The 17015-nt window shown below is 57.2% G+C and carries 16 protein-coding genes; 11 read left to right on the top strand and 5 right to left on the bottom strand.

Annotation, left to right across the window (positions count from 1 at the left end; all coding sequences use genetic code 11):
- Positions 1 to 51: 51 nt before the first annotated feature.
- Genes ABVF61_RS20835 through ABVF61_RS20855 form a run of 5 tightly spaced genes read right to left on the bottom strand, consistent with a single transcriptional unit; the run spans position 52 to position 5572 of the window.
- Positions 52 to 501 carry a MaoC family dehydratase gene (locus ABVF61_RS20835; protein WP_353995452.1) on the bottom strand — a complete coding sequence of 150 codons (450 nt, stop codon included), beginning with the start codon at positions 499 to 501 and terminating at the stop codon, positions 52 to 54.
- Positions 498 to 929, bottom strand: a complete 432-nt coding sequence (locus ABVF61_RS20840) for a Zn-ribbon domain-containing OB-fold protein (protein ID WP_353995453.1) — start codon at positions 927 to 929, stop codon at positions 498 to 500. The genes ABVF61_RS20835 and ABVF61_RS20840 overlap by 4 nt, the downstream gene beginning before the upstream one ends.
- Positions 926 to 2089, bottom strand: coding sequence for a thiolase family protein (locus tag ABVF61_RS20845; RefSeq protein ID WP_353995454.1), 1164 nt, complete (start codon positions 2087 to 2089; stop codon positions 926 to 928). The genes ABVF61_RS20840 and ABVF61_RS20845 overlap by 4 nt, the downstream gene beginning before the upstream one ends.
- Positions 2086 to 4020, bottom strand: a complete 1935-nt coding sequence (locus ABVF61_RS20850) for an acetoacetate--CoA ligase (protein WP_353995455.1) — start codon at positions 4018 to 4020, stop codon at positions 2086 to 2088. Before ABVF61_RS20850 ends, ABVF61_RS20845 begins: the two co-directional genes overlap by 4 nt.
- A gap of 10 nt (positions 4021 to 4030) precedes the next feature.
- Positions 4031 to 5572 (bottom strand): sulfatase, encoded by a 1542-nt coding sequence (locus ABVF61_RS20855; RefSeq protein ID WP_353995456.1) that lies wholly within the window; start codon positions 5570 to 5572, stop codon positions 4031 to 4033.
- A gap of 218 nt (positions 5573 to 5790) precedes the next feature.
- Between ABVF61_RS20855 and ABVF61_RS20860 the strand changes: the two genes are divergently transcribed.
- The 11 genes from ABVF61_RS20860 to ABVF61_RS20910 all read left to right on the top strand — a co-directional run bounded on the left by ABVF61_RS20860 (position 5791) and on the right by ABVF61_RS20910 (position 16731).
- Entirely contained in the window at positions 5791 to 6825 is a 1035-nt protein-coding gene (locus ABVF61_RS20860) for an ABC transporter substrate-binding protein (protein WP_353995457.1), read from the top strand.
- A gap of 26 nt (positions 6826 to 6851) precedes the next feature.
- A complete protein-coding gene (locus tag ABVF61_RS20865; RefSeq protein WP_353995458.1) occupies positions 6852 to 7619 on the top strand; it encodes an ABC transporter permease in 768 nt (255 codons plus the stop codon).
- Positions 7619 to 8374 carry an ABC transporter ATP-binding protein gene (locus ABVF61_RS20870; RefSeq protein ID WP_353995459.1) on the top strand — a complete coding sequence of 252 codons (756 nt, stop codon included), beginning with the start codon at positions 7619 to 7621 and terminating at the stop codon, positions 8372 to 8374. Before ABVF61_RS20865 ends, ABVF61_RS20870 begins: the two co-directional genes overlap by 1 nt.
- A 45-nt stretch (positions 8375 to 8419) precedes the next feature.
- A complete protein-coding gene (locus tag ABVF61_RS20875) occupies positions 8420 to 9241 on the top strand; it encodes a GntR family transcriptional regulator (RefSeq protein ID WP_353996467.1) in 822 nt (273 codons plus the stop codon).
- A gap of 702 nt (positions 9242 to 9943) precedes the next feature.
- Positions 9944 to 10888 (top strand): Bug family tripartite tricarboxylate transporter substrate binding protein, encoded by a 945-nt coding sequence (locus ABVF61_RS20880; protein ID WP_353995460.1) that lies wholly within the window; start codon positions 9944 to 9946, stop codon positions 10886 to 10888.
- Between the two features lie 93 nt (positions 10889 to 10981).
- Positions 10982 to 11422: a tripartite tricarboxylate transporter TctB family protein gene (locus ABVF61_RS20885; protein WP_353995461.1), complete on the top strand. Its 441-nt coding sequence runs from the start codon at positions 10982 to 10984 to the stop codon at positions 11420 to 11422.
- A 6-nt stretch (positions 11423 to 11428) separates the two neighbouring features.
- A complete protein-coding gene (locus ABVF61_RS20890) occupies positions 11429 to 12925 on the top strand; it encodes a tripartite tricarboxylate transporter permease (RefSeq protein ID WP_353995462.1) in 1497 nt (498 codons plus the stop codon).
- A 3-nt stretch (positions 12926 to 12928) separates the two neighbouring features.
- Positions 12929 to 14104 (top strand): L-rhamnonate dehydratase, encoded by a 1176-nt coding sequence (locus ABVF61_RS20895; protein WP_353995463.1) that lies wholly within the window; start codon positions 12929 to 12931, stop codon positions 14102 to 14104.
- Entirely contained in the window at positions 14101 to 15012 is a 912-nt protein-coding gene (locus ABVF61_RS20900) for a dihydrodipicolinate synthase family protein (protein ID WP_353995464.1), read from the top strand. Before ABVF61_RS20895 ends, ABVF61_RS20900 begins: the two co-directional genes overlap by 4 nt.
- 1 nt (position 15013) lies before the next feature.
- Positions 15014 to 15727 carry a GntR family transcriptional regulator gene (locus tag ABVF61_RS20905; RefSeq protein WP_353995465.1) on the top strand — a complete coding sequence of 238 codons (714 nt, stop codon included), beginning with the start codon at positions 15014 to 15016 and terminating at the stop codon, positions 15725 to 15727.
- Positions 15727 to 16731 carry a 4-hydroxythreonine-4-phosphate dehydrogenase PdxA gene (locus ABVF61_RS20910; RefSeq protein WP_353995466.1) on the top strand — a complete coding sequence of 335 codons (1005 nt, stop codon included), beginning with the start codon at positions 15727 to 15729 and terminating at the stop codon, positions 16729 to 16731. Before ABVF61_RS20905 ends, ABVF61_RS20910 begins: the two co-directional genes overlap by 1 nt.
- Positions 16732 to 17015: the final 284 nt, after the last annotated feature.

Consider the following 17015-nt stretch of genomic DNA (forward strand, 5'->3'; position numbering starts at 1 on the left):
ATCAGGCAAAGGCGGCCCTTGGCCCGTAGTCCAAAGACAGATCCGGGCAACTCAAAGGCCGTCCAGCGGCATCGTGTAGGTCGTTGCAGTGCCTTCGACACAGATGTCACCGGCGCTGTCTGTGATCTCGACAGCCATCTGGCAGATCGGTTTGTCATCGCGTACGGAAGTGAGTTCAACTTTGCCCGTTATCGTTTCGCCGACACCAACCGCTTTCTTGAAATTCAGGTTCGTGTTCAAAAACACGGTTCCCGGACCAGGCAGGTCCTCGGCAACGCACGCATTCAGGATCCCGGTGGTTACGCCCCCTTGTACAATCAGTTTGCCGAAGGACGTTTTCTTCGCCAATTCTTCATTGTAGTGAACGGGATTGCGATCGCCTGTCATATCCGTGAACGAATGGATGTCCTCAATCTTGGTCGTCCGGCTTCTCGTTGCGATCTGGCCGTTGGCGGGCTTCCCCTTGATGACACCTTTCCAGCCGTCTTTGGGTTCACTCATACCGGTTCCTCCTTGTTGTCCGGGTACTTGAAGCAGGGCAGCATTTGGCCACCGATGTTTTGCGGAATGAATTCGAGCCGGTCACCGATCTTGGCCTCATTTCGCTCCACGAGAATGTGACTGAGAAGGGTCGGACCCTCATCGAGCTCAACGAGGCCAACCAGGTAAGGGGTGACGGGTAACCAGCCGGGATGGCCCGGCTTCCAGATTTGCGAGAAGGATTTCAGCCGACCGGAGCCCCTGACCTCGGTCCAGGCAACGTCACTGCTCCAGCAATTCGGACAAAGCGGACGCGGGTAGAAAAAGTGCTCGCCGCAGCTGCCACACTTTTGGATTGTCAGTTTGCCTTCGGCCGCATTTTCCCAGAAGGGCGCGGTCAAAGGTGTTTTGGTTGGTCCAGGCACGTCCAGTTGCGACAGATCCTTCATTGGGCGCCTCCCAGCACAAGCGCAACGGCTTCGCTCATCGTGGCTCCATTTCCGGTGACCAGGGCGGTTTCGCAATCGGGGATCTGCCGCTCGCCCGCATTGCCGCGGATTTGCCTGACGGCCTCAACAACATGGGTCATGCCGCCTGCAAGATCCGGCTGCCCGAAGCCGAGTTGTCCGCCGTGTGTGTTGATCGGCTGGTTGGCTTGAGGACCCATGCCGCCATTGTCACGAAGCCAGTTTGCGAATTGCCCCGGTCCGCAAAGACCGGCGTCTTCAATCGTTGTCGCGACCATGATCGTGTAACAATCATAGAGGCTCAGGAACTTGATCTGCTCGATGCCGAGGCAGGACTGGGAAAGGGCCCGTGCCATCGCTGGCTTTAGAGGACCCGATGTCAGGTTCGGGGCCTGGCTGACAACGCGGTGCGTGATTTTCTCGCCCGCCCCCAGAAGGTGGACAGGACGATGAGGCCCTTCTTTTGCATTTTCCGCAGTGGTGACAACAACCGCGTCTCCGCCTGCAACCGGCATGACGATCTCAAAGAGATGGAGCGGCGAGGCGACCATCGGCGAGGCCAATACCTCATCGACATCCGCAGGCTGCCCATAAAAGATTGCATCGGGATTGAGCTGCGCGTTACCTCGCGCGCCAGCCGCTATGACCGCGTAGTCTTCAGCAGCACAGCCGAACGCGGCCATATGTGCCTGCATGAGCAGCGCATAGGATGTGTTTGCGCCGGAGGCGCCAAATGGCGGGTCGAATTCTCTGGCAGGGTTCCGATTGGGGGATCGCGGCGCGGGTGTATTTCTATGGTTTCCAAGGACACACAGAACCGTTTCGCATTGTCCGGCAGCTATGGCTGCGGCGGCGCGCCAGATCATTCCCGGACCGGAAGCCCCGCCAAGGTCGACCATGTTCGACATGGTGGGTTGAAGGCCGAAATATTCAGACACCATTGCGGGCACGTGCTGAGGCGTTTCTCCGACCTGCGGTCCGACCAGCAGCCCGTCGACTTGATCGGGACCAATTCCGGCATCTTCCAGCGCAAGCGCGGAAACCTGCATCAGAAGTTCCAGCGTCGTTACGCCTTCCGTGCGCCGGACCGGTTTCAATTCGCCAATCCCGGAAATAGCCGCGCGGGGAGAAAGATGCCTCATAGGGCATCCTCCCGTTTCAGGGCCGCGAATTCGGCAAGACAGCCGGGATTTGCGATCGACCCGAGATTTTTGACCTTTCCGCCGTTCACGGTCGTGCGGGCAGCGCCTTCCACCCGTTTGCCATTGATCGTGTACGGAACGTCGCTGACGAAATGAATTCGTGCGGGAACATGACGCGGAGACGCGGACATTCGGATATCCGCCCGCAGTCTTTTCAAGGTTTCCATGGACCCAGTCGCACCATCGGCGAGTTTCAACGCGAGCACGACTTCCTCGTCGCCATCATGATCTGCCCCGAAGGCCAGGAAATCGCTGAACTCGGGATAGGCCTCGCACACGGAATAGATTTCAGAAATCCCGATGCGGACGCCGCCCGGCTTGAGCGTGTTGTCGGAACGCCCATGAACATAACCGCCGCCGGTATGGGTGAGCTCGGCGACATCGCCATGGGTCCAGATCTCGGTGCGGTCGGCAAAGTAAGTGTCGCGGTATCTCTGTTCACCCTTGTCGCCCCAAAAGGTAAGCGGCATGGAGGGAAACGGTTCTGTACATACAAGCTCACCGCGCTTTCCGATGACCGGAGCTCCTCTTTCGTCCATGACGCTGACGGCGTGACCGAGTGCCGGGACGGTCAGCTGACCGCGCCGGACGGGATGGACCGGAGACCCGATCAGGAAAGACCCCAATATCTCGGTACCTCCCGAAATGGAGGCAAACATCATGTTCGCCTTGATCGCCGAATAGACCCAGTCGAACTGGTGCGGCAGGCAGGGCGCTCCGCAAACCAGCAGCGCCTTCAATGTTGAAAGGTCCTGTCTTTCGCCAGGCCGGTAGCTTTCGGCAGCCAGCGTTGCGAGATATTTCGGGCTGACGCCCAGATGGGTCACGCGAGCCTTCTGAGCCAGGCTCCAGAGGGGAGAACAGTCGAGACCTTGGTTTGATTTCAGTACGGGCGCACCATCGAAAAGGACGACAGCTGAGCCCGTCCCGAGGGCCGAGATCATCCAGTGGTACATCATCCAGGCCGTGTTGGTGTACCAGATTACCCTGTCACCGCTGCGGACATCTCCGTGAAGGATATGTTCCTTGAAATGCTGGAGCAGGACACCGCCGGTCCGGTGAACGATCGCCTTGGGAACGCCTGTGGTGCCGGATGTATAAAGAATATAGGCCGGATGATCGAATGCGACCGGTTCGAATTCCAGTGTCTTTTCGTGCCCGAACATTTCCTGATCGATGGCATCGAGCGCAGACTTGCCGCTGACGATGACGGTCTGAATGGAGGGCACGGACGCAACCACTTCGGCTATGCGGTCGCTGATATCGTGGTCCTTGCCGGCATACGTGTAGCGGCACGTCGCGAACAAGACTTTCGGTTCAACCTGTCCGATACGGTCGATGATTGCGGATTTGCCAAAGTCGGGACTGCAGGATGTCCATACGGCGCCGATGCTCAACGTGGCAAGTGTCGCTACGAGCGCGTCAATGCTGTTTGTCTGAACACCCGCAACACGATCGCCGGGTCGAATGCCACACTCTTTCAGGCCCGTTGCGACGCGCGCGACCCGCAAGGTGAGATCTTCGCGTGTATACTCCCGGTAAGAACCGGTTTCATCCATCGCACAAACCGCGATGTCAGACGTGTCTCCCCGCAAAAGCAGGTTTTCAGCGAGGTTGAGGCGGGCTTCGGGGAAAAACCGCGCGCCTGTCATCCAGGCGGCGTCATCGGGTGCGAACCGGATGGTTCCCTTGTCGCCGATAACTTTTGTGAACGCCCAGACGGCCTCCCAGAATTCGCCAAGGTCGCTTACCGACCAGCGATGAAGGCTGTCGTAGTCTGCTGGATCAAATCCGGCCGCCATCGCAAATCTTGCAAGAGAACTCTCCGACAAGGCTTCCGTTTGAGGCTGCCAAAGAACTGCATCCGTCATCGTCTTGCTTTCACTGTGCTGCGACGGGTTCAAATTCCTCAAGACCGAGCCGCGCGAGTTGCTCCAGCGGATATCCCTCCTGATCCAGAGTGGTCCGAAGCAGTTTCAACATGCGCGTGCGCTGTTCAGGCTCTTGGTCCCACAGGTTCTGGGTCTGATCCGGATCGACCGAGCGATGAAACAGAAAGTCATCATGCGTTCTTGGATCGATCTTGATTGGCAGTTTCCAGAGCGGGAAGGGGATGCTCGGATCAAACCTGTCCTGGTCAACCGGTTGGGGCGGCATTGCTCCAACGCGGCCATCCACGGGATTGTCCACCAGAAGCGGGCGGGCGATCATGGTGGAATAGCTGAAAAGCGGCTTGTCCTTGATCGGCGACTTGAAAAGCGTCCATTCGCCATCGGTAATGCACACGCCTTGCCCGAAAGTTCCGTAGGTAATCTCCGACCGGACGGCTTCCTTGCCTTCCATCAGCGGCAGGATACTTCTGGAATGCCGCGTTTCTTCCGGTGGTTTTCCGCCCGCGGCTTCAATCACGGTCGAAAAGATGTCAACGGTCTGGGTAAGGTGGGGGACACGCTGCCCCTCGCCACGATGATGAGGGTTCCAAACGATCATCGGAATATTCGCGTGACTGTCGTAGTGGGGGTATTGTTTGCCGAAGACACCGCGCTGACCCAGATCATGCCCGTGATCGGTCGTGAAAATGACCAGCGTGTCGTCCCACAAGCCGAGCTCACCGATCTTGTCGAAGAACCTGCCCAGCCATTTGTCGACCATCGTGGTCTTGCCGTAGTACTGGGATCTCAGATACGCGAGTTCCTGAGGTGTTGTCTGGTCCATGAAGGCGTCCAGATCCTTGTACACCTGATAGGGCGGCCAGATGTTGAAGTCGTCCGCGTTGCCTTCAATGCCTTGCGTGTACATTGACGCATAAGGCTCGGGGATGTGGAACGGTTCGTGGACGTCGAAACTCTCGACCTGCAGAAAGAAGGGCGCGCGCTTCGCATATTTTTCCAGCCAGTTTCCCGCAGCCGTAAATGTCTTGGCCGGAAAATAATCTTCCTCACCTTTGAAATTCTTCACGTTTTCCCAGTACTGGCGCATGTGATATGGCGAGCGGAACTCGCTCATCTTCTCCACCCACTTGGGGGCAGGCCCGCTGTCCGGGAGCGTGTGGTAATCGGTTTCATGTCCTCGGATCATTTCAAGTGACATGAATCCCTGCATGTAGCCGTTCGCGGTCTCTTCCCAGTAGTGGTAGTGGTCGGTCACTAGGCCGGTGTTGTAACCCTGTTTTTGAACTTCGCGCGGCAGGCGCGGATCGAAAACTTCGAGGGAGCCCCAGGGGCGCCACATGAATTCCTTGCGGCCGGCAAAGATCTCCCTGCGTGCAGGCATGCACGGCAGGCTAGCAATGAAATGACCGTCAAATACGTGCGACCTTCCGGCGAATGCCTGGATATTGGGCGTTTCGCACACTGTGGACGGGTTGTAGATCCGCAGTGCTTCCTTGTTCAGGCTGTCCACCAGAATAAGAATAATGTTCACAGCGCCCTCCCAGCAGCTGTAGGCAGATTTGCAGTTTGGAGAGGCGTTCCGTTTCAGATCGCCATCTTCTTTTTTGATTATAATCAGAATTATGTCAAACGAAAAAATCCATTTCTTGCAAGCTTGACATTCGTTAATTCTGATTATAATCAATAATAATCCTGGTCGCATTACATGTGGTATTTCGACGCCGCATGGTCATAGGGAGGAGATGCGTGATGGGCAAAATAAGAACTGGGAATTTTAGTCGCCGTTCAGTGCTGAAAGGTGGTGCGGCGGGTTTTGCTGCGTTGGCTGCGCCTGCGGTGCTCTCAAGCGGTGCGCTCGGAAAGAGCGCAAGGCTGAGGATCGGCATTATTCCTGCGTATTCTTTCGGTCTGTACTGGTTGATCGAGGATCAGGGCTTCGCTCCTGATGTTGAGCAGGTGTTTGCGGTTTTCCCGTCCGGTCCACCCGCAATTGAAGCGATGGTTGGTGGGTCGGTGGATGCCATCACGGTCGGTTCCGTGCCGCCTCTGGCGGCCATGTACAGGAAGGTTGCGGACTTCCGGGAAATCTCGGTCTGCGGTGATGCGTCCGGCCTCTTCCAGATTGTGGGTGCGCCGGATGTGAAGAAACTTGCCGATCTGGAAGGCAAGAAAATCGCTGTTACGTCGGGTTCCAACTTTGATTTCTTCCTCGACACGGCACTTCGGGTGAACGGATTGGCCGACATGCCATTAACCCGCGTAAATATGGAGCCAATCGACGGGCAATCCGCCTTCATCGCCGGTGCCGTCGACGCAACGGTGCCACTGGCAACGTCCCGCAAGTTGATTTACGACGCGATGCCGGAAGCAAATCTGCTCGTTGACGGATCCAAGCTGCCGATCGATTCCCGACCGTCCATCATGGACGTCTTTATGACCACACAAGACAACATGGACGCAAACGAAGCGGCCTATGTTGAGCTGGTCCGGGCTTTTCATGAGAAAGCGGTGAAGATGCTGCGCGAGGACAATGCCGCTGTCGTTGACCGCATGGTCGCATGGCAGGAGCAGGTCGGCCGGGCAGGGGTTACGCCGGCAGACGTCGAGCCATTGCTCAACGGTTACTTCTACTTTGACAAGCCTGAGATCAAGGACGTCTACTCAAAGGGTATTCTTGAGAATTCTCTGAAAGTACAGTCTGAGTTCCTGGTCGCAAATGATCGGATCGGTGGTGTTCCGGATCTCCCGGCACTGGTGTCCGATCAGATTGTCCGGCAAATTTAGAAGCCGTCCGAACGAATAGGCTTGTTATGAAAAACCTTCTGCGTGGGCGCCTGTTCCTGGGCGCCCTGTCGATCACGACCGTGTTGGTAATCTACGTGGTTGTGACAAACCAGCCTGACAACAATCCGAGCCTTTTGCCGCCCATATCGAGTATTATCGGGTCTTTCTTCACCAACCTGGAAGCAGGGACGTTGCTGGATGCGTTGTCGGCCAGCCTGTTTCGGATCTTTCTCGGCTTTCTGTGTGGAACGACAGCCGCATTGGTGATCGGGTGCCTGGTCGGATGGTACGAAACGGTAGAATATCTCGTCGACCCCCTGATCGAGGCTGTGCGTCCTATTCCGCCGCTGGCCTACATTCCCATCGTGATCATCTGGTTCGGTATTGAAGAGTTCAGCCGCGTGCTGCTCATCTCAATTGCATGTTTCATGGTGTGCGTCGTCAATGTGATCGCGGGCATGAAAAACGTTCCGAAGGTCTACGTGGACGCAGCCGCAACGCTTGGAGCCTCACGGATCCAGATTTTCCGGACTGTGGCCATTCCGGCGGCCACTCCGTTTATCATAACGGGATACCGGATAGCGCTCGCAGCCGCCTGGACCACACTGGTCGCGGCCGAACTGATCGCAGCGCCTAACGGTCTCGGATATCTGCTGCAGGAAGGCAGGCGCTATTTCCTCACAGATCAGGTCATGATGATCATTGTCATCATAGGTGTCTGTGCGTTCACGATGGACCGGGCGTTTCGCGCGATCCAGAAGCGCTTGATGGTTTGGTCGGAGGCACGTGAATAATGCCTGAAATTAAAGTCAATCACCTCAGCCACACCTTCGGCAAGAACACACCGGCTGCCCTGACCGTTCTGGATGACATAAACCTCACCTTTCCCTCAGGCAGCTTCACCTCCATCGTGGGAACATCCGGCTGCGGAAAGTCGACACTGCTAAAGATGATGGCGGGACTGTTTGTCCCCTCCGATGGCGAAATGACGCTCGATGGCGACGTGATCAACGGGACGGACAACAGGCGCGGGATGGTGTTCCAGCAGGATGCGGTCTTTCCCTGGATGACAGTTGCCAAAAATGTTTCCTACGGACCGCGTCTTCGGGGGGCTAGCCGCGCCGAACAGGCTGAAATCGAAGCCAAGTGGGTGGAGATGGTTGGCTTGAAAGGCTTCGAGAACCGCTGGCCGCGAGAGCTCTCGGGAGGCATGCGCAAGCGCGTCGATATCGGCAGGGTCTATGCCAACAATCCGGACGTGCTTCTGATGGACGAGCCCTTTGGGGCACTCGACGCACAGACAAAGGAGCGCATGCAGTCCGATCTCCTGAAAACCTGGAACCAGACAAAGAAAACCGTCATTTTCGTCACGCATGATCTGGAAGAAGCAATCTTTCTGTCCGACCGGATTATCGTGATGTCAGCGCGTCCGGGCCGTATCCGGCACATCGAGGAAGTCAGCTTGCCGCGTCCCCGTGAAGATGCTATGCGCCTTGAATCAGAGTTTCTGGACATCAAGCGCAAGCTGTGGGGAATGCTAGAACACTAGAACAGTGTTGAATCCAGCCCGAAGAGGAGCGGCTGTTTGAAAGGAATGCAGAATACCCGCAAGGCAGTCGGCCGTCCCGGATTTGCCGAACAGGACAGTCTTGCGGTCGAGATCTTTCTTTTCGAATGCCGCCGAATTGTCCTCTCACGCGGTGCTTCCGTCCCCTTGTGGGAGCAACTCAGTGTTCAGCTCGAAAACCTGATTTTAAGCGGCAAACTGGCGGTCGGTAGCCGTATTCCGTCCGAACCGGCGCTGTGTGACCTTTTCGGAGTTTCGAAGGCGGTTGTGCGCCACGCGATTACCTCGCTGGCCGCGCGCGGGCTCGTGGTCAAAATTCCTCGCAAAGGGATGTTTGTTGGCGATCGACCGCGAGAAAGCGGGTTCGTCACGTCGAATGTCAGTTTGTTTGATGACATGCTGGCCCGTGGGGCCAAGCTCAGGACGCAGACATTTGAATTTGTCAAAGTGCTTGCCGATGATGAGGAGCGTGAAGCCCTTCAGCTCAAGGAAGAGGCCTGTGTTGTCCGGGCGGGCAGGGTGTTCTGGGCATACGGTCAACCGATAACACACTCGATCATGTCGTTTCCGGCGGAGAAGGTTCCCGGGTTCGAGCGGGTGCCGATTGAAGGCAAGTCGATCCAGGGGACTATCCGCGAGCTTTATGGACGTAGATTAGTGCGAGCGGAACGTTGGCTTTCTGCCGTCATGCCGCCACCTGAAGTGATCCAGCGCATGGAGCTTGAAAGTCAGGATCCGCTGATCTGGATCGAGTCGATCGGGTTTGAAAAAGACGGTTCCCCTCTGGAGTACTACCGCGCCTACTACAACAGCGCCGCCGCCCGCATTCATATATCCGTTTCGGACTAGAGTGTATTTCAACACCGGCCAGGCACAGTGGTCCGGAGTTCGGTCGGCCTGTCAGGACGTTCACAGCCGTCGTGCTGCCTTCTCTGATTTGAATGGTCCTGAATTCATGAAAAGCCAGCCTGCCACACTTAAGCTGTGCAATCGCTCCGCGCGGCGGGATTTGAGCACAAACCGATCATCAGACTGAAACGTTAAAGCGGCCAGTGACTGAACAACCTGGATCACGGGCTTGGCGCAGGTCGCCGGATCGTCGAGCTAAAGCGCCATACGGGTAAACGGCCCTCGCAAAAGCCTGAACGAAGCCGCGAACAACGGACATCGGCAAAACGCCTCGCGAAGATGATGCGCCGGTATCGACCTTCGTGATGGTGTGGCGCCACACATAGAACCAGGCCACCTAAGGACCGGTAAATCAGTCACAATCGGCTGGGCGACGCGCAATGGAGCAAGGGGTTCGTCGCCATTCTGCCAATCCGGGCCATTCAACAGCTCGGGTCTGCACGGCAATTTGCAGCGCCGAACGCAATCAGTCGCCCCTGCAAATCAGGTCAATCCTCGCATGAATGCGTTCGGCAGCCCGGATCAAATCCCTGATCTTCGATCTCGGTCGCAAACAAAATGATATTTGGTATTCCAAAATTCCAAATATCATGATATCTAACCTCCACGGCGCGATTTCGCGCCTGCGCAAGGGAGGAATTCATGAAAAAACTTCTCGTTGTTGCGGCAGCCGCCGCAGTGATTGGCGGCGGAGCCGTCGCGGAAGAGTTTCCGAACAAAACCATTGAAGTTGTGACCCACGCTGGCAACGGCGGCGGCACAGATGTGACCACACGCATGATGATGATCAGGGCGCGCCGGGAGCTGGGCGAAGACATGGTCGTTGTCAACAAACGCGGTGGCGGCGGCGCTTCCGCGATGGACTACTACCTGACCCAGCCGGCAGACGGACATAGCATCCTGACTTTCACAATCGGCCACTCGGCAACGGTTGCTCTGGGCAAGACCGAAATGGGGCTCGATGACGTGCGTCCGATTGCCCGTGGAACCGATGACCCGCAGATCCTGATGACCCGCTGCGGCGTCTACGACTCCGCCCAGGCGTTCGTTGATGCCCAAAAGAGCGAACCTCTGACTTACGGCACGACTCATCTCGGCGGCATTGACGACGTATCGGCCTTCATGTTTGCGCGGCGAGGCGATCTTGCGACGCCGAAGATTGTGCCGTTCGAGGGCGGTGGTGAGCTTGCCACCCAACTCGTCGCCGGTGCGGTGGATGTTGCCGTCCTGAACCTTGCCGAAGCGGGGTCACAGATTGAAGCAGGCGACATCTGCCCGATCGTTGTTCTTGCGCCGGAGCGCATGAACGGATTGCCGGACGTTTCTACAGCGCAGGAACTCGGCATCGATGCCAACTTCTCGACCGTTCGGGGCTTCGTGGTGCATGCCGACACGCCCGACGAAGTGGCGAAAAAACTTGAAGAGTCATTGCTCAAGGCCATGAACCACACGGTTTATCAAGGCTTCCTGACGTCAGTCGGTCTTGATGCGGATTCGGTTGCTGATGCCGAAACATGGGGCAACCAGCTGACTTCAATGCAAACCGACATGGACGCAGCACTGCGCGAGCTGGGCTTCATTCAATAAGTTTCAGCAACGACCGGTCCGCGGCACACATTGCTGCGGACCGGCCGGACAGACCAGTTCATTCCGACAGTACAACTCATCAGGTGTGTATCGATGACACGCTACGCGGTTCCGTGCGGCATAATCGCTTTTTGCCTTATGGCCTTTTGGCTGACCACGCAGTTCGATCGCGTTCCCCCGATCTTACTTCGTGGAATGCAGCCATCCGATTTCCCGCAAATGGTTTTGCTGCTGATCATGGCTCTTTCGGTGCTTGTAATGATCTTCGACCGGCCGATCGAGCATGGCCCTGTCGTGCCCAATGTTTGGGCGAGCATAGGGTTGTTTGCGGTCTTCGCCCTTGTCGTGCAAATCGACTTGTTTCTGGGCCTGGGCGTCTTTGCAGCCGCACTTGCGTGGCTCTGGGGTGAACGCCGCGCCTGGGGTATCGGACTTGTCGGCGTCGTCAGTCCGGCCCTGATCTTCCTCCTGTTTGATCAGGTGTTCAAGATCCGCTTTCCGCGCGGGCTGTTGACCAACATTTGGTACGGATAAGAGACCATGGAACCCCTAATTGCCGGTCTGGTCGCGCTTTCGGATCCCAATCTATTAGTGTTGCTGTTTCTGGCGACAATAGGTGGAGTGATGATCGGTGCGTTGCCAGGTCTGAACGCAACGACCGGCGCAGCATTGCTATTGCCGTTCACAATCACGATGGAACCCATTCCCGCCATCGCGATCCTGACCACGATTTACTGCGCGGCGACATTTGCAGGCGCGATTACCGCAATCCTGATCAACACGCCCGGCACTTCTGCGAGCGCGACCACCTGTTTGGACGGCTATCCCCTGGCCCAAAGAGGCGAGGCGGGGCGTGCATTGGGGATGGCGACGATTTCGTCCACCATCGGCGGCATCATTTCCGTCTTTTGCTTGATGCTGGCCGCGCCGCTGATGGCTCGTATGGCTTACAATTTCGCACCGCCCGAGTACTTCGCCCTGACGGTTTTCGGGATTTCGATGCTGGCCACAATTGGTGACGGTACGCCGCTGAAAAACATCATTGCGGGCGCGCTCGGAGTTCTGCTGGCGCTGGTTGGAAAGGATCTTCTGACGACCGTCGAGCGCTTTACTTTCGGTTTCAACGAGTTGTCGGAGGGTATTGCCTTCGTGCCTGTCATGATCGGCATCTTCGGTATTTCAGAGCTGCTTGTGCAGGCTGAACGAATACACGTAGAGCGACGGCAAGTTTTCATGAACGCTATCAAGTTGCCGTCACGCGAAGACTATCGCAAGGTCTGGAGAACAATACTCCGCAGTTCAGGGATCGGGACATTTATCGGCATCCTGCCGGCCGAGGGGGCCACCGTCGCCTCTATGATCGGCTACAACGAGGCGCGGCGCTGGTCCAAGACCCCGGAAGAATTCGGCAAAGGCTCGATTGAAGGCATCGCGGGTTCGGAAGCTGCAAACAACTCCGCGACAGGGGGAGCGATGGTGCCGACGCTGGCACTTGGCATCCCTGGCAGCCCGACGGCAGCTGTTATTTTGGCTGGATTGATGGTCCACGGTCTTCAACCCGGACCAACCATGTTTACCGAACAGGCCGAATTCGCCTACGCGATCTTCTGGGCCATGCTCCTCGTCAATGTGATGTTCATCTTTGTCGGGCTCTTCGGCGCCAAACTGTTCGCGCGGGTTACTTTTGTGCCAGTTCAGATCCTTTGGCCAATCGTTTTCACATTCTCAATCGTCGGAGCTTATGCGCTTGATCAGTCGATGCTGGATGTGTTCATAGCCCTGGCCGCAGGCGTTATCGGCTATTTCATGCGTCGTTTCGGATATTCTGTCGTGCCTCTTGCGATCGGACTGATCCTTGGCGGGATGCTGGAAAAGCGTCTCGGTCAATCCCTGATCATGCTGGACGACCAATGGTGGCTGATGTTCACCCGCCCGCTTACCCTTTTGTTCTTTGTGCTCACCATCCTCGCATTGTTCGGGCCGTATTTCTGGCGCCTGTTCAAGCAGCGCGACCCGATGGCTTCCACCGGAGAGTAATTCATGACGAAGATCCGATCTATCCGCACGCGCGTTTGGAACTGGACCGGACCGACGGTTCCGCCACAGGGTAATTTCTGCACCAATGCCTCAGATGCGCTTTGGATGAAGGGCGATGCGATGGCCTCGTTCCGGTTTCACCAATGGTTGACATGCGAAGTGGAGACCGACGACGGGTCCGTCGGCATCGGGAATGCTGCCCTTGCACCAACCGTTGTCAAAAAGGCGATTGATGATTGGTACGCGCCTCTGGTCATCGGCGAAGACCCGTTCGACTATGCCTATATCTGGGAAAAGATGTATCGCCGCACGCACGCCTGGGGGCGCAAAGGCATCGGCATGACGGCGATCAGCGCCATTGATATCGCGATCTGGGATCTCATGGGCAAGCTGGTTGGCAAACCGGTTTTCAAGCTGCTCGGCGGACGCACGAAGGAAAAAATTCCGGTTTACTATTCCAAGCTCTATGCCGACAGCGTGGACGCGATGCAGCTGGAGGCGGAAAAGGCGAAGAAAGCAGGCTACCAGGCCTACAAATCGCGCTTCGGCTTTGGCCCGAAAGACGGAATGGCCGGGATGCGGGAGAACCTCAAGCGTGTTGAAGCTCTGCGCGAAGTGCTCGGCTATGATGTCGATCTCATGCTGGAGTGCTACATGGGCTGGAACCTGGACTACGCCAAGCGCATGCTGCCCAAGCTTGCCAGGTTTGAACCGCGTTGGCTGGAAGAGCCGGTCATCGCAGACGATGTCGCCGGTTATGCGGAACTCAATGCGATGGGCATTGTGCCCATCTCAGGCGGTGAGCACGAGTTCAGCGTGATCGGCTGCGCCGAACTGATCAATCGCAAAGCCGTCAGCGTCCTGCAATATGACACCAACCGGGTGGGGGGCATTACCGCTGCGCAAAAGATCAATGCCATCGCCGAGGCCGCGCAAATCCCCGTCATCCCGCATGCTGGTCAGATGCACAATTACCACCTGACCATGGCCAATGCGAACTGTCCGATCAGCGAGTACTTTCCTGTCTTCGACGTCGAGGTAGGCAACGAGCTGTTCTATTATATTTTTGAAGGCGACGTCGAAGCGGTCGACGGCTACCTGCAACTTGATGACGACACTCCAGGTCTCGGCATCTCAATTACGGACAAACACGCTCACCATTTCGAGATTACCGAATGAACAGATACTCTGGAATATGGCCGGTTGCTCCCACGCCGTTCAATGAGGACGGAACGCTTGATCTAGACGGCATGAAGCGCGTGCTGGACTGCCTGATCGATCAGGGCGCGGATGGCATTTGCGTGCTGGCCAATTTCTCCGAGCAGTTTTTGATATCGGATGCTGAACGCGAGGTGTTGGCGCGCCTGAGTGTCGAGCATGTCGGTGGCCGGGTCCCGGTGATTGTGACCATAAGCCACTATGCCACTCAAATCGCGGTGGAACGCGCCCGGTTCGCCAAGGATCTTGGGGCAGATATCGTCATGATGATGCCGCCCTATCATGGGGCACTGCTTAAGGGGACACCTGAACAAAGCTTTGAGCAGTTTGCAGCTGTCGGAGAAGTAGGCATTCCGATCATGGTGCAAGATGCACCTTTGTCCGGCGTTGAGCTTGCCGTCCCGCTTCTTGTGCGCATGGCGCGCGAAATCGAAGCCGTAAAACTCTTCAAGATCGAATGTGCCAGGGCGGCAAACAAGATCCGGGCATTGATCGCCGCGGGTGGGGATGCAATTGAAGCACCGTTTGATGGCGAGGAAGCGATTACCCTGTTGGCCGATCTGGATGCAGGCGCTACCGGCTCAATGACAAGCGGCATGATTGTTGACCAGATAAAGCCTGTAATCACCAGGTACCATTCCGGCGACGTCGAAGGCGCAACTGCGGCCTATGGCCGGGTCGCCATGGCCATCAATCATGAAAACCGGCAATGCGGCTGGCAATCGTGCAAGGCGGCAATGGTGGAGGGCGGGGTGATCAGATCCGAATACTGCCGTCATCCAATCCCTCCGCTGCACCCGGCAATCCGGTCACGCCTGATCGACCTGCTGCGTCCGCTTGATCCTTTGGTCTTGAAGTGGGGAAACTAGAATGAGCGACCCGGTCTGGACGAACGAACTGCGTGAACTCGTGGAACTGAAACCGCGGCAGTCGCTTGCTTCAGAGGCGGCGGAAAATCTGCGCAATTTCATCATGCTCGGCAAGCTGGCTCCAGGCATGCCGGTCCGTGAGCGGGATCTGGCGGAAGCCTTCGGGATCAGTCGCACGCCCCTGAAAGAAGCGCTGCGCATTTTGGAAAGCGAAGGACTGATCGTCTACGGCCCGACCCGGCGTCCCTACGTGGCCGATCCTTCCCTGGATGAAATCAACGATTGGCTTCGTGTTCAGGGCGCATTGGAAGCCTTGGCCGGAGAATTGGCTTGCACCGTTGCGAGCGATGAGCAATTGGCCGAGATTGCGCGCATAAACGCCTCGATCAAAGAGGCGCGTGACGCCGATGGACAGCTGGAAGCGTTTCGCAGGGACATGCGCTTTCACGAAGCGATCGTCGCGGCCTCTGGAAATGCGGCGCTCGCCGAGACGCATGCATCCTACAACGCCCGGCTTTGGCGTGTGAGGTTCCTGTCGTCTCAGCGCATTTCCGGACGCGAAGCCACCCGGCAGGAACACTCGGACATCGTCACAGCCCTGCTTGCGCGAGACGCAACGGCAGCACGGCGAACCCTGAAAAAGCATCTGCGCACCGCTGAAACCAATATTGCAGCCGCAATAGCGGAACTCGACGCCCAGAAGGAGACCGATTGATGCGCCCCAGAATTTCCATTGTGCCCGGTGATCCGTCGGGGATCGGGCCGGAACTGATCGCCAAGTTGCTGCAGGAAGACGGTGTCCGTGACGCGGCCGATATCCTGTTGGTCGGGGATGCGCATCTATGGCAGCGCGGGGCCGAGCAGGCAGGGACCGACATTGAACTCAACTCTATCGACGAAGCCGATGTTCCCGGTTTTGACGGGCTTGGCCATCTGGATCTTGCAACCATCAGTCCGGAGGCCGTCCAGGTATCCGAGGTGACAGTCGCAGGCGGAACCACTTCGCTCCGCTGCCTCGACAAAGCGCTCGATCTTGCTCAGGCGGGCCACGTTGACGGTGTGCTATTTGCCCCGTTCAACAAAGCAGCAATGACCGCCGCCGGCCTCAATGCTGAAGACGAACATCGCTACATGGCGCGTTATCTGGGTTTCACAGGCTATCATTCAGAGATCAACGTGCTGGACGAGTTGATGACAACGCGGGTTACGAGCCATATCGGCCTGAAGGACGTCGCGAGCAACATAGACGGCCCGGGGATCGAGCGCGCGATCGAGCTTGCCCATGCGACACTGGCCCGGTCCGGAAAAACGCGGCCTCACGTGGCTGTTGCAGCGCTAAACCCTCATGCAGGCGACAACGGCAAATTCGGACGTGAGGAAATCGACATAATCGAACCGGTCGTCAAGGCATGCCAAAAGCGCCAGATGAACGTCACCGGCCCCTGGCCGTCGGACACCGTTTTTCTAAAGGCCAAACGCGGCGAGGTAGACGCAGTCGTGACCATGTATCACGACCAGGGTCAAATCGCGATCAAGCTGATGGGGTTCGAGCGTGGTGTGACGGTCGCCGGAGGGCTGCCAATTCCGGTCGCAACGCCCGCGCATGGGACCGCATTTGATATTGCTGGAAAAGGCATCGCAAACGTCGGCGCGACACGGCAAGCCTTTGATTTGCTTGTGCGCATGGCTCGCAACGTCAACAGTGAGATCGCTGCGTGAGCAACCTGCCCGGAGGCTTGATCAGCTTCGCATTCACGGGAGCGGGATTGGCCGATTGCCTGCTACCTGCCGAGCGCCATCATGCCCTCCCTTGCTCTAGCAACTGTGCCGCAATCGAACCTCACATGAAACGCCGCCAACGCATCGAGCGATCCCCGCAGTCTTAGCCAATTCCGATTGCGGAACACGTCGGCGTTCTTGTGTTGCAAGGCCAAGGGGCCGAGCGCCTCAGCGCCGTGCTTGCAGCTGAAAACACATGACACCGGAACGCATGGTGTCGATCT

The organism is Roseibium sp. HPY-6 (assembly GCF_040530035.1).
GTDB lineage: Bacteria > Pseudomonadota > Alphaproteobacteria > Rhizobiales > Stappiaceae > Roseibium.